Annotated in this window: 9 protein-coding genes and 1 pseudogene; 7 read left to right on the top strand and 3 right to left on the bottom strand. The window is 37.4% G+C overall.

Annotated features, from left to right (window positions below):
* Nucleotides 1-604: 604 nt before the first annotated feature.
* Complete coding sequence (locus DB41_RS07005; RefSeq protein WP_052243983.1) at nucleotides 605-2,566, bottom strand: leucine-rich repeat domain-containing protein; 1,962 nt, start codon at nucleotides 2,564-2,566, stop codon at nucleotides 605-607.
* 273 nt (nucleotides 2,567-2,839) lie between these two features.
* Nucleotides 2,840-3,913 carry a leucine-rich repeat domain-containing protein gene (locus tag DB41_RS07000; protein ID WP_052243982.1) on the bottom strand — a complete coding sequence of 358 codons (1,074 nt, stop codon included), beginning with the start codon at nucleotides 3,911-3,913 and terminating at the stop codon, nucleotides 2,840-2,842.
* Between the two features lie 492 nt (nucleotides 3,914-4,405).
* Here DB41_RS07000 and DB41_RS12325 point away from each other — a divergent pair.
* From DB41_RS12325 to DB41_RS06990, 3 genes and pseudogenes are all read left to right on the top strand, one after another.
* Nucleotides 4,406-4,519, top strand: a pseudogene (locus DB41_RS12325) (transposase); the annotation flags it as partial.
* Between the two features lie 254 nt (nucleotides 4,520-4,773).
* Complete coding sequence (locus DB41_RS06995) at nucleotides 4,774-5,241, top strand: DUF4440 domain-containing protein (RefSeq protein WP_039385888.1); 468 nt, start codon at nucleotides 4,774-4,776, stop codon at nucleotides 5,239-5,241.
* Complete coding sequence (locus DB41_RS06990; protein WP_039385887.1) at nucleotides 5,238-6,095, top strand: DUF2156 domain-containing protein; 858 nt, start codon at nucleotides 5,238-5,240, stop codon at nucleotides 6,093-6,095. Before DB41_RS06995 ends, DB41_RS06990 begins: the two co-directional genes overlap by 4 nt.
* A gap of 95 nt (nucleotides 6,096-6,190) precedes the next feature.
* On the opposite strand, the gene DB41_RS06985 is transcribed toward DB41_RS06990, so the two are convergent.
* Nucleotides 6,191-6,784: a DNA-3-methyladenine glycosylase I gene (locus DB41_RS06985; RefSeq protein ID WP_039385886.1), complete on the bottom strand. Its 594-nt coding sequence runs from the start codon at nucleotides 6,782-6,784 to the stop codon at nucleotides 6,191-6,193.
* Nucleotides 6,785-6,916: 132 nt separating this feature from the next.
* Between DB41_RS06985 and DB41_RS06980 the strand changes: the two genes are divergently transcribed.
* The 4 genes from DB41_RS06980 to DB41_RS06970 all read left to right on the top strand — a co-directional run bounded on the left by DB41_RS06980 (nucleotide 6,917) and on the right by DB41_RS06970 (nucleotide 13,226).
* Nucleotides 6,917-8,575, top strand: a complete 1,659-nt coding sequence (locus DB41_RS06980) for a hypothetical protein (RefSeq protein ID WP_039385883.1) — start codon at nucleotides 6,917-6,919, stop codon at nucleotides 8,573-8,575.
* Nucleotides 8,576-8,969: 394 nt separating this feature from the next.
* Nucleotides 8,970-9,140 carry a hypothetical protein gene (locus tag DB41_RS12320; protein WP_238578459.1) on the top strand — a complete coding sequence of 57 codons (171 nt, stop codon included), beginning with the start codon at nucleotides 8,970-8,972 and terminating at the stop codon, nucleotides 9,138-9,140.
* A 481-nt stretch (nucleotides 9,141-9,621) separates the two neighbouring features.
* Nucleotides 9,622-10,299, top strand: coding sequence for an MIP/aquaporin family protein (locus DB41_RS06975; protein ID WP_039385882.1), 678 nt, complete (start codon nucleotides 9,622-9,624; stop codon nucleotides 10,297-10,299).
* Between the two features lie 749 nt (nucleotides 10,300-11,048).
* Nucleotides 11,049-13,226 (top strand): cation:proton antiporter, encoded by a 2,178-nt coding sequence (locus DB41_RS06970; RefSeq protein ID WP_039385881.1) that lies wholly within the window; start codon nucleotides 11,049-11,051, stop codon nucleotides 13,224-13,226.
* The last annotated feature ends 396 nt before the right edge of the window (nucleotides 13,227-13,622 follow it).

Genomic DNA, 13,622 nt, shown 5'->3' with positions numbered 1-13,622 from the left:
ACGCAAGCCTCTAAGATAGGGAGTAGCAATTCATTGGGCAAGCTTTCAATAGATGTCGAGGCGATAGGATGCATTTTATTTCCTTGGGTAGGGGGGACCTTTTATCATTTTGTTTTTTAAAGATAATATAAAAATTAAAAAAGCAAGTCAAACGAATTCGTGCTCTTATCAATGAAAAACAACTCACAAATGATCTACCTCGTTTTTTTTCAGATAGATTCAAGGAAAGGGGGGACACCTTCCAAGCATTCAGGAGCAGCCGCAGGTTTTGGCGATTAAGTGATGCGGCAATTTTGGTGCGGCTAAAAGAATGAGATTAATTCTTTGCCTTATTTGAGAAAAACGGCTCTTTTTGGTGCTTTGTTGTAATTCTTCTACCGTAGGATGGAATACAATACGCCTAGCTTCTTCCTGTCAAGAAAGGTTGTTCTCCCAGCCTAGCAATCTGCAGAAAAAGAGAGAAACTTCTTGTCATTATAAATGTGTAGGTTAGCTTAAGCTTACTTAGTTTCGGGAAGGAAAGCAATTACTTGTTTAAAGATAAGATGGCTAAAAGTTTCTTATTTCATTCTAGCCTACCCAAATTTAAAAAGTACTTACTATTCTACAATTGAAAACGCTGCCTTATTTTTTCTGCAATATCTTTCAAAGGGTTTTCCGCTAATTTAAGCGTGTACAGCTCAGGCAGCTGCCCTATTTCTGCAGGCAGAGCGGTGAGCTGGTTTTGATTTAATTCAAGCGTTTGCAGCTGAGACAGTAGCCCGACTTCTATAGGCAGAGCGGTGAGCTGGTTTTTGCTTAAGTAAAGCCATTGCAGCTTAGATAGCTGTCCGATTTCTACAGGCAGGCTGGTGAGCTGGTTTTGATTTAATTCAAGCGTTTGCAGCTGAGACAATTGACCTGTTTCTGCAGGCAGAGCGGTGAGCTGGTTTTTGCTTAAGTAAAGCCATTGCAGCTTAGACAGCTGTCCGATTTCTACAGGTAGGCTGGTGATCTGGTTTTTGCTTAAGTTAAGCCCTTGCAGCTGAGACAATTGACCTGTTTCTGCAGGCAGAGTGGCGAGCTGGTTTTGATTTAAGGAAAGCAATTGTAGCTGAGACAGCTGCCCGATTTCTACAGGCAGACTGGTGAGCTGGTTTTGATTTAATTCCAGCCTTTGCAGCTGAGACAATTGCCCGATTTCTGCAGGCAGAGCGGTGAGCTGGTTTTGATTTAAAAGAAGATATTGCAGCTGAGACAATTGACCTATTTCTGTAGGCAGAACGGTGAGCTGGTTTTGATCTAAGTAAAGCAATTGCAGCTGAGACAACTGCCCAGTTTCTGCAGGAAGATTGGTGAGCTGGTTTTGGTTTAAGTAAAGCTCTTTCAGCTGCGATAGCTGTCCTATCTCTGCAGGAAGGTCAGTAAGCTGGTTTTGGCTTAAATCAAGCTCTTGTAGCTGAGACAACTGCCAGATTTCTGTAGGCAGAACGGTGAACTGGTTTTCTCTTAAGCTAAGCTCTTGCAGCTGAGATAACTGCCAGATTTCTGTAGGCAGAACGGTGAACTGGTTTTCTCTTAAGCTAAGCTCTTGCAGCTGAGATAACTGCCAGAGTTCTCCAGGAAGGCTGGTAAGTTGGTTTTGAGTTAAGTAAAGCGCTTGCAGCTGAGACAATTGCCCAATCTCTATAGGTAGAGCGGTGAGCTGGTTTTGGCTTAAGTAAAGCCCTTGTAGTTGAAACAGTTGCCCGATTTCTGCAGGCAGGCTGGTGAGCTGGTTTTGATTTAAGTAAAGCCATTGCAGCTGAGACAGCTGCTCGATTCTTGCAGGAAGACTAGTGAGCTGGTTTTGGCTTAAGTTAAGCCATTGCAGCTGAGACAGCTGTCCTATGTTTGCAGGCAGAGCGGTGAGCTGGTTTTGATTTAAGTAAAGCTTTTGCAGCTTAGACAGCTGCCCGATTTCTGCAGGCAGAGCGGTGAGCTGGTTTTGATTTAAGTGAAGCTCTTGCAGCTGAGATAACTGGCCTATTTCTGGGGGTAAGTAAGTCAAGCCTGCTTTAGATAAATCTAAAGCCATGATGTTTTTACAATTTTCTTCAATCCAATCTCTAAGAAACTCTCCTTTTTTTTCTAGAGGCAAGAGCTTAATTTCTTCTCGGCTCAAGTATTCTTCCCCACCAGGAAGTTTTTTCAAAAGTAAAAGACGATTGATATTTAAGAGATAAGAAGAGTAATTAGCCAGAGTAAGGCACCTCTTTTCTTCTATTTGTACTTTAAATTCTAAAGTTGAAAGAGACTTGGCTAAAGTAAAGATTTGCCTAAAAATTGCATTTACCTTTGCTGTTTTAGAAAGCTTTTCTTCCAGCTTATAAATCCTATCTACAATAAGAGCCTGCTCCTTAACATTTTCTTGAGGAACATGCACTTTACCTATTTGCTTATAAAGAGGGGGCATGACTTCAGTAGCCAGCAGATGATGCCATCTTTTACAGACGCCAAATAAGGAAGGAACTACGCAAGCCTCTAAGATAGGGAGTAACAATTCATTGGGCAAGCTTTCAATAGATGTCGATGAGATAAGATGCATTTTATTTCCTTCGGTAGAGATGACCTTTTATTAATTTTATTTTTTAAAGACAAAATATAAAAATTAAAAAAGCAAGTCAAACGAATTCGTATCCTTATCCATGGAAAAACAACTCACAGATGATCTTTCACTCTTTTTTTCAGATAGATTCAAGCAGTTGAAGCTTGTTTAGTTGCGAGAAGGAAAGCGGATTACTTGCTTAAAGATAAGATGGCTAAAAGTTTTTTTACTTCATTTTAGCTCACCCCAATTTAAAAATTACTTATGGTTATTCTACAATGGAAAACGCTGCCTTATTTTTTCTGGAATATCTTTCAAAGGATTTTCCGCTAATTCAAGCCCATGCAGCTGAGACAATTGCCCGATTTCTGCAGGCAGGCTAGTGAGCTGGTTTTGATTTAAGTAAAGCCCTTGTAGCTGAGGCAGTTGCCCGATTTCTCCAGGCAGACTGGTGAGTTGGTTTTGGCTTAAATCAAGCCATTGCAGCTTAAGTAGTTGCCCTATTTCTGCAGGCAGGCTAGTGAGCTGGTTTTGATTTAAGTTAAGCCCTTGTAGCTGAGGCAGTTGCCCGATTTCTCCAGGCAGACTGGTGAGTTGGTTTTGGCTTAAATCAAGCCATTGCAGCCGAGGCAGCTGCCTTATTTTTGCAGGCAGACTGGTGAGCTGGTTTTGATTTAATTCAAGCCTTTGCAGCTGAAACAGCTGCCCGATTTCTGCAGGCAGACTGGTGAGCTGGTTTTGATTTAAGTTAAGCCATGCCAGCTGAGACAATTGTCCGATTTCTGCAGGAAGGCTGGTGAGCTGGTTTTGATCTAAGTAAAGCCATCGCAGCTGAGATAGCTGCCCGATTTCTGCAGGCAGACTGGCGAGCTTGTTTTGATTTAATTCAAGCCCTTGCAGCTGAGACAACTGGTATATTTCTGAGGGTAAATAAGTCAAGCCTACTTTAGATAAATCTAAAGCCATGATGTTTTTACAATTTTCTTCAATCCAATCTCTAAGAAGCTCTCCTTTTTTTTCTAGAGGCAAGTGCTTAATTTCTTCTCGGCTCAAGTATTCTTCCCCACCAGGAAGTTTTTTCCAAAGTAAAAGGCGATTAATATTTAAGAGATAAGAGGAGTAATTAGCCAGAGTTAAGCCTCTTTTTTCTTCTGTTTTCTCTATAAATTCCAGAGGAGAAATAAATTTAGCTAAGGTAAAAACTTGTTTAAAAACTTGATAAACTTTTTCGGTAGAGGTAAGTCCAGGATTAAGTTGATAAACTTTAGCTAACATAAGAGTTCGCTTGGTAGTGGTATTCTTCCTGGGGAAATGAAGCTGGGCTATTTTTTTATAAAGAGAAGGCATCGCTTCAGAATCTAGCAGATGATGTCATCTTTTACAGACGCTAAATAAGGAAGAAACTGCGCAAGCCTCTAAGATAGGGAGTAGCAATTCATTGGGCAAGCTTTCAATAGATGCCGAAGAGGTAGGATGCATTTTATTTCCTTGGGTAGTAATGACCTTTTATCATTTTTATTTTTAAAGGCAATATAAAAAAATTAAAAAAGTAAGTCAAACGAATTTGTATCCTTAATCACCAAGAGGGTATCGGCTAACTTGTTAAGCAAAGAGCAAGCTAATATGCTTTATAGGCGATAGCTAGATATAGAAGGTTTTTGCTCAGCCTTGGGCCGACTAGACATAGTATGCTTTTGAGTTGCAATAAATTGAGGTTCTACAATCTATATATATTTAAATTTTTTTACAAACTTATCTAATTGGCGTTTAGCATCGTTTGGACATGAAAACTCTTGATGCATGAGCTTAATAAAGGCTTTGGCTTCCTTTTTCACTGCCCTTGTTGTAGGGCTCCTGGCCTTGTAACACATGTAGGGGATTTCTGATGAAAATGTAATGTATCGATGGGTAGAAAATGCTTACTGGCAATATTTTTGTGGGTATGACTTTTGGCACCAGGCGCCACCCATCTTACTTCTTTAATTAACACGAGTCATTGGATAAGGAAATAGTTGAAAAAAGACCTTTAACTCGCGTTAAATATAAAAGTGCACGGCTTTTAATTTTGCATGTGATTTAGGCTTAAATATCTCCTGTAAGGAGAGAGCATAAAATAGCTAAAGTAATAAAAAATTTGTTAGGGGGGTGCCTTTCTGATTGCGAATATAAATTTTAAAATATAAGTTAAACAAAAAAAGGAGGAACTGATGACACGCTTTTTATTTAGCTTATTCCTATGGGCGAGTGCCTCTTTATTTGCCCAAAATGAATTGCCTCTTGCTTCTATGGAGATTAACAACTTTTTACAATCCTTTGATGCTGCTTGGAATACACATAACATAAAAGCTTTAGTTTCTTTATGGAGCCCACAAGGAGATTTTATGACTCCTCAGGGACGCTGGATCATGAATCCAACTCAACTTGAGAAGCACTTTAAATCAGGAAAAATTGGCTTTTATGGAAAAAGTACAATTAGCCAATCTTTAGATGCAGCTCGTTTATTAAATCTTGAGCTTGTAATAGTGGATAGCACAGTCAGATTGGATAAGGGGGCTAAAGATGATCCTCTTAACTCCCTTTTGCAGCATGCTGTGTATGTTTTAACAAAGAAGAATGAGCAATGGAAAATTTTAAGCCTTAGAATGTATCAATTTCAACCCCAGTCTGTCGAATGATTATAAAGCCCCTTACATTGGAGCATCAACCTCTTCTTTCGCCGGCTTGGCGAGATCTTTGTGTAACTTATGACTTGCGTTTTGCCGAGTATAGTTTTGCCAATGCTTTTTTATTTCGAAAAAAGTATGCTTACCAGTTTGTAGAATGCTCAACTCCTTGCCTTCAAGGAAGATGGCAGAATAATGATTGTTTTGTCATCCCTAGCGTGCCTCCTAAGCAAATAAAATTTAAACTTTCCGAGCTTTTGCCAGGCTGTACCTGCTGTTTTTTTCCTCTTCCAGATGCTTGGGTAGAAGAATGTCAAAAAATGAATATGTCTTTGATCTCTTGCCGAGCCGATACAGACTATCTTTTTCGCAAGTCCAAATTGCAAACTTTACAAGGTAGAGAATTAAGCAGCCGAAGAAATTTATTAAATCAGTTAGAAAGAAAATATTCTCTTGAGTCCAAAGAAATTAAAGAGGAAAATATACAAGAGGCTTTTAAGCTACTGGAAAGATGGCAATCTCAAAAGGAAGACTCTAAAGAAACAACCGATTACTACTCTTGTTTAGAAGCATTAACATACATTTCCCAATTACATCTCTTTGGAAGAATTGCCTATGCTGACGGCCAAGCCTTCGGATTTACTCTGGGTGAACTCCTGACTCCAAAAACAGCTCTATTGCATTTTACCAAAGCTTTAACTTCCATTAAAGGAGCGACACCCTTTCTTTATCGAGATTTTGCTTTAAGCCTACCTGATAGTGTGCAGTGGATCAACCTAGAGCAAGATTTAGGAATTCCTGCCCTTAGGCAAGCTAAAAATGCATATAATCCTGATCTATTATTAACTAAATGGAAGGCTTCATAAGGATTAGCTTAAGAAACTGCCATGGCAAAGAAAAAGCCAAAAAACAAGGGATAGTAAGCAAGGGTTTTTATCTCTAACCTATTAATATTCAATATTTAGCTTTCTTGGACATAGCAGAAGCAGTCTTGTGTATGGTCATTAACCATACCCACTGCTTGCATATAAGCATACATGATAGTAGGGCCTACAAATTTGAAATTCCGACGTCGTAAATCCTTACTCAAGGCTCGCGATTCTTCTGTCTCAGAGGGAACTTCTTTGATACTTTTCCGATAATTATTTTTAGTTTTCCCTCCTACAAATTGCCAAACGTAGGTATCAAAAGTGCCAAATTCTTCACGGACTTCCATGAATCTTTGAGCGTTGTTAATAGCCGCTTGAATTTTTAAACGATTTTTGATAATCCCCGAATTTTTCATTAAATTTTCTACTTTCTGCTGATTAAATTTAGCTATCTCTATCCAATTAAAATTAGCAAAAGCTTCGGCATAATGTAGACGGCGCTTAAGGATTGTCTCCCAACTGAGGCCAGCTTGAGCGCTTTCTAAAATTAAGAACTCAAAATGCTTAAGATCGTCATGGACGGCGACACCCCATTCGTTATCATGATATGCTTCATAAAGTTGATGATCTTTTGGCACCCAAGCACATCGTGGGCGTTCCTGCAGGTTAGTTAAATTTTCTTTCATTTAAATCTAGGGGGGTGAAAAGTTCTTTAAATGTTTTATTCTCAGGTATCCATTTTGTTATAAGAATAAAATACTTGTATATAACATGAAAATTAAGCATATATAAAATAAATTTAAAAAAGAGGGCGCTAGATGAATACTATTCCTAATTCTATACATAAAAGCCAAGAAAATAATCTCAATAGCAAAGATTTTGATGCTCGTGGTTCTATCAAAGGAAAACATCATTCAGTACAAGATCTTATTACCCTCTTTACGCCGCCTCAAGAACCCGAACAAGGGGCCACTAAGAAAAAAATAACAGCTAGTGTACGGAAACGTAACTTAGAAAAAGCACGCTTAGCTGCTAAAGAGGAAGAAATGGGAGAGAAGCTTACTTTAAAAAATTCACCCTTTTCTCGCTCGCTCCTGAATAACAATTGTGCTGATTCATCACTTTCTATGCATCGGTTAAACTCTTCCACGAGTTTTGAGCCGAGTACCTATTCTCAAAGTAACTCTTTTGGTTGCATTAATTGTACAAGAAGTTTTTTACCTACCCCGGTAAGCATAAATATTTATGATTTTTTTAAAAGTGAGGAGGGGGTGTTCTCTCTAAAAGAAGCTAAAAATCTTTCCTTACATGCTGTTTTACTATCTTTACGTTTACTAGGCTACGAGGTTATTAAAGCCTCTGAAGAAAAAATATATCTTTCGGAAGGCTTAAAGGAAGCGGAAAAGGCTTTAAAGCTAGCTTTGGAGAAGCTTTTTGAAGAATCGGAGAGGTCTTCCATATCGTCGTTAAATAACGCTTCTCCAATCTGGGATGCCCAGCATGAGACGAGGCTGTTAGATTTAGTCCAAAAATTCTTAAAGGATAAAATCTTTTTGGATGCAGAGTTGATGACTGAACGTAATAAAAAGATTATTAAAAAGTATGCTCCTCATACAGCAGAATTATTTAATAATATCGGTCGACTTGAAAAAAGAAATTATTTATTGCAGGATAAAATACAATTATTTATGGCAGGGGGGGCTTCAAAGATAAATAATTCTTCGTCTCCTCGCAGAAATGTCTCATTTTCACCAGGGGTAAAACAAAGTACTTCTTTCTCTTCCCTTTCCTCATTAAATATTACCTTGAGGAAAAAAGAGGAGATAAGCATAGAATCAATTGAAACGTTAGAATATGCCAAAATTTCCAATGATTATCTTTACTTAAAGCAATTAAAATCTATCGTAGAGGCCCATAAAGTTAGTTTGCTAAAGTTTAGCCAACATATTAAGTCTTTTGATCCCAAGTTAGGAATGCAAGATTGTTTTAAGGGAACACTTGTGGAAAAAATTGTCTATTTAATAAATGAAAATGCAACGTCACTTTTGTCCACCATCAATACTACACCTTTAAAATTGATAGGAAAAATATTAGCCAAAACTCTTAGCTTGATTGAAGATCACCTAGAGAGGCAGCTAAATCCCCAATTAGAATTTATTCATTTAAAATTGCTTGAAAATTTAAAATTAAGAGAAAGTGAAATTTCTTCTAAGCAAGATTTAAAAGAGAAAGTAATAGATAATTTAATAAAAAACCCTTTAGAGAATTTTAGTGATATTGAACGCATTTTAGTAGAGGAGGATAATATTATCCATTTATATGAGGAAGGCCAAACCCTCACTATATCAGGAAAGACAGCGGACGAGCGCTTTTATTCTTTATTAGAAATCTTTAGTGCACGCTTCTTTGGGAGCCCTCACTTATTTAAATTTCTTATCAATAAATTAAAAAACTTTTATCCCGAGGAAAAAAAGTAATTTCCGACCTACAAAAAGGATATGAGATGCTTATAAATTTCCATCTTATCGATAGGGAAAGGCTAAATGAAGAGGTAGAAAAAAAACTTTAGTAAAAAAATTTCTCTCGATCAAGCTTTAATTTATTTAAAAATTAGTTATAATTTTCTTCAGCAAAACCTTGTTTATTTAATTAGTAATGCGATGTTAAACACCAGACGAAGCAAATTCCGTCAAAAAAAATCTTTCTCTTAAAACCCCTAGGCTCTCTACCAAGGAAGAAAAAAATCAAATTTATGTTATTTTTAACGAGCAGGCGTGTGAATTTAAATATTTAAGGAGGGATGGGCTTGTTGAAAAAGAAGCCATACTAACTCAGCTTTATTCTTTTAAATTACCTTATCCCCACCAACTTATGCATACCGAGCTTGAGATTTTTTTCTCAGGGATACATCTTTATTTTTCTTGTCCTCAAAAAGTCTTTGAAAACCATGAAGCTTTGCAAGAAATGGTTTTTGACCTGAAATTAATAGGAGAAACTTTTGAGATAGATCAATTAGATATTCAATTAACCTCGTCTATTTAACATCAAATTTTAACAATAGCTTTATAACTTTTTTTAAACCGATAAACACCAGAGCCTGAAAGAAGAATATTAAGAAAAACCTTTTTAGTTGCTGGTAAAGGTAGAAAACCCTCTTTTTTGTAAGCGGTCACAAGGTAGGCCCAGCTTTAGAGGCGATTCTGAGGGCATCTGCAAAGCCAAAAATGCTTGCAAATAGCTGTCTTTTCTATTTATTGCCCTTTCTGATTTACATTACCTCCTTATCATCAGAAACTTAAGTGGTTCTATCTCTCGTGACCGCTTACTCTTTTTCGCTCAATTTTTTGTTAATAATATTTTATAAAAAATATTCCTCAAATATTTTATTTTCTAAAAGTCTTGAGATTATTTGCTAATTTTATTATGTATAGAAGTGTTCTATGATAAAATTTATAAAATTTACTTGTTTGTTAGCAAAATGTAGCGGTCTTTTTTTTACAAATAGAGGGGAAAGGGGGTTTATATGAATATAGCTCGGTTGTTAGCAGAATTTATTGGCACATTTACTCTCATCTTTATTGGTGCCGGATCCATTTGCTTAAATGAGATGACTCATGGGGGAGTGGGGTTGTTAGGAATCGCTGTTGCTCATGGCCTTGCCCTTGCAGTAATGGTATCAGCGTTGGCACACATTTCGGGAGGAAAGTTCAATCCCGCAGTGAGTTTGGCAGTGTGGGCTGGTGGCCAGCAAAATACGATTCTTACCTTTACAGAAATAGTCGCTCAACTTTTAGGCGCTATTGTAGGAGCTTTTGCTTTAAAAGGGATATTTCCTGCTGCTACTCTTTCTCTAGCTAAGTTAGGAACTCCTATGATAGAGTCTAGCTTATCTAGTTCCGTAGGAATTTTTATTGAAGCTATCTTGACTTTTTTACTCGTGCTAGTGGTCTATGGAACGGTTGTAGACACACGAGGGGATTCTAAAGGCATCGGCGGATTTGCGATCGGGGGTTTTATCTTATGTGGCATATTAATGGGAGGGGGAATAACAGGGGCTGCCATGAATCCTGCTAGAGCTTTTGGCCCTGCTCTTGTGGCAGGCGAGTGGGCTTATCAATATGTCTACTGGATAGGGCCTATCATAGGTGGACTTCTAGCGGGAATCTTATATAGCCGGCTACTAATGAAGCATAAGCTTTAAGAACCTCATTTTACAATGAGTGAGTTCTTAAATAAAGCTAATCGCTTAGCATGCTTTTTTTCTTGGCTAAGGCAAGTGTTTGATAAGCCCAACTTTTAAAATTACTCATCCATAAAAATGTTAGCTGCTTAAAAGCATACAGAACAAAGGTAGGGAAGTAAAAAATAAAGTTAACATTTAGGGTAAAGTTTTTTAGGCTCGTTTTAAAAAGAGATCGTTTTCATGGATAAATTTCATAAAGGGAGTGGGGTAGTTTTCGGTCCGTGTTGCTTGTTCCATTCATTTTTTATAAGTTATCGTTTAAGTCTCTAATATCCTTTTATTAGCTTTTAATCCATGCATGGCTTATTTAATCGTTAGAGAAAAAGACAGCTATCTTTCATATAGGTATAAGTTAATCTTGCCTAGAAATAGTTCAAAAAAAACTTAATATCTTTTCACTTTAACTTTTATAAAATCTTTGCAAGTCAGTCTTTTTAGAAATTTTTGCTTCCTCCTTTAAGTTTTATTAAGCCTACAGCTAGCGTCTTCCTCATCTTTTTTTGATTCTATCTTCTCTACTCTTTTATGAATGAAAGGTTTGAGAAGCTTAGCAACAACTGACTCTATCATTCATTATCCTTGAAAGCAAAATGTATAATCGATGAATAGAAAAGCTTTATACATCAATGAAAAAAAATAATGTTTTTTCATTTGATTACTCTTATGAAATAGGTAGAATGGCCAATAGAGTATTAAATTAGGTGACTATGCATCAACCACCTCTTATAGAAGATCTAGCAGTAGTATTATGCATAGCGGCCATAATGACTGTACTTTTTCAAAAGATTAAGCAGCCTACTGTCCTAGGTTATCTGATAGCAGGTATTATTATCGGCCCTTACACTCCTCCCTTTTCCTTAATCGACGATGAATTTGAAATTAAATTACTCGCTGAACTTGGGATAATTTTCTTAATGTTTTCATTAGGCTTAGAGTTTACTTTCGGTAAATTAAGAAGACTAGGACTATCGGCGATTATTATAGGCTTATTCGAAGTTGTCTTAATGGTTATCATCGGTTTTTTTGCGGGCAAAATGCTCGGCTGGTCTCCCTATGAATGCCTTTTGTTAGGCGCCGCTTTATCGATCTCTTCCACTACTATTATTGTTAAAGCCCTGGAAGAATTTAATCTAAAAAGGTTCTCATTTGCTGAGCTAATGGTTGGGGTACTTCTAATGGAAGATTTGCTAGCTATCTTATTGCTAGTATATGTTTCAACCTTGGGGGCTCCTGGAGAAGTTCTCTCCACCCGAATCGTATCAACCTCTTTAAAGCTTTTGCAGGTAATTACCAGCTGGTTTCTTGTAGGCTATTTTGCTTTGCCCTATATTATGCGGAAAATACAAAATTATATTACTGCCGAGACTTTGACTATTATCTCTGTAGGATTATGCCTTTTCCTTAGCTCTGTAGCCGTTTACTTTAACTATTCGGCTGCATTAGGTGCCTTTATTATGGGCTCTATCTTAGCCGAAACACCTTTAGTCCATAAAATTGAAAAATTAACTTTGCCCATCCGGGATATATTTGCTGCAGTATTTTTTGTATCGGTAGGAATGTTAATTGATCCGCTACTAATTATAGAATATTGGCCTTCTATTCTCATCCTTTCTTTAGTAACCATTACCGGCAAGCTTTTAACTAGCGGCTTAGGGGCGTTATTAGCAGGACAAAGGGTTTCTGATTCAATAAGGATCGGTTTTAGCATGGCTCAAATAGGAGAGTTTTCATTTATCATTGTTGGATTAGGAAGTTCATTGGTAGCTACCGATGGATCCTTGTATCCTATCGTGGTTGCTATTTCAGCAATTACCACTTTTGCTACCCCTTATTTGATAAAGCTTAGCCTGCAGGTTAGCTATCGTATTGAAAACTCTATGCCTCAGAAGGGGGCCATGCTATTGAAAAAATATCATGCTTGGATACTTCCTATTGTGAGGGGCCACCTGGGGCCCAAGGGGGTGAAAGAAAAAAAGATCGTGCGCTTCATTGTCAATGCTATCATTATGGCTATCTTAGCGACAATAAGTGCCCAAGTGATTATTCCTCGCTTTCTTCCTATAGTGGATCAGCAATGGCCATTTCAGTTTATCTTTTGGTTGATGCTCTACATACTAGCCTCTCCTTTTATTTGGGCAATGTTATTTACCTATCCTTCTTCAAAAGCCAACAAAAAAGCCTGCATGTTACAGATATTGCTCTGGGTCATCACCGCCGCTGAACTGAGCATGTTATCTTGTCTATACCTTTCCTTTCCCTGGGTAGCAATTCCGCTAAGCATTGTTCTCTCTATTTACTTTACCCTATTTTTTCGGCCGCTTAAGAGGTGTTACACATGGTTAGAAAATCGCCTGATTAATAATTTGACTTGCAAACATGAGCTAGATGAGACTCTCTTACAAGGCTTAGCTCCTTGGGATAGTACCTTGGTAAAAATCAAAGTTAAAGAGCATTTTCCTTTTATTGGCCAAAGTTTAGAGGAATGTCGCTTACGCCCATCTTTTGGAATTAATATCGTGGCCATCCAAAGACATTTAAAGACAATTTGGTTACCTAATGCTCAAGAGCGAATTTTGCCAGAGGATGAATTAGTCGTTTTGGGAGAAAATGAGGAAATTAACCGATTCAATTTATCGATCCAACGTATTGAAGAGGTTGTGGATTTAGAGGAGTCTCCAGCTATGGAGATTCAAAAAATGTATGTCGATGCAAACCCCTGTCTTCTTCATGTGCCTATTTCAAGTCCTACAGTTAAGCAGCATATAAAAGGGCTTATTGTAGGTTTAGAAAGGAACGGGAAGCATATTTTAAATCCTCTTTCTCCTACTATTTTACAGCAAGGAGATATTTTACTTTATATCGTTAAAAAAGATGAAAGAATCTAAAGGTCAATTTACTGCTTTAAAGCAGCCTTACAGCCTATACAACCTCCAATCGGTGATATGTTCATTTTTCACCTAGCTCTAGGGCATTGATTGATAAGTTCTAGCTTACGAGAGAGGCAAGAAATGCCTGATTTTTCAGCAACCTTTAGCATTTGCCTATCTGATTGAAAGCTGTTGCTGCTATTCATCCATTAGGATGTTGCTAGAGCTATGGCTAAATGCTAGTCAATGTTTTTGGATAAATTTATAGCTTTTTTAATTTCGTAACTTAAACAAATTTATCTAACTTGGATCTGTTTACTTCTCCTTCCCTATAGCTTCAAATCATTGAATAACAGAGACTATCTTTAAAGTTATACGCTTTCAAGCTACTTCTTATGTAATCCCGTACTTTAT

The organism is Neochlamydia sp. TUME1 (genome assembly GCF_000813645.1).
Taxonomy (GTDB): Bacteria; Chlamydiota; Chlamydiia; order Chlamydiales; family Parachlamydiaceae; genus Neochlamydia.
This window is presented reverse-complemented; position numbering and strand designations above follow the sequence as displayed.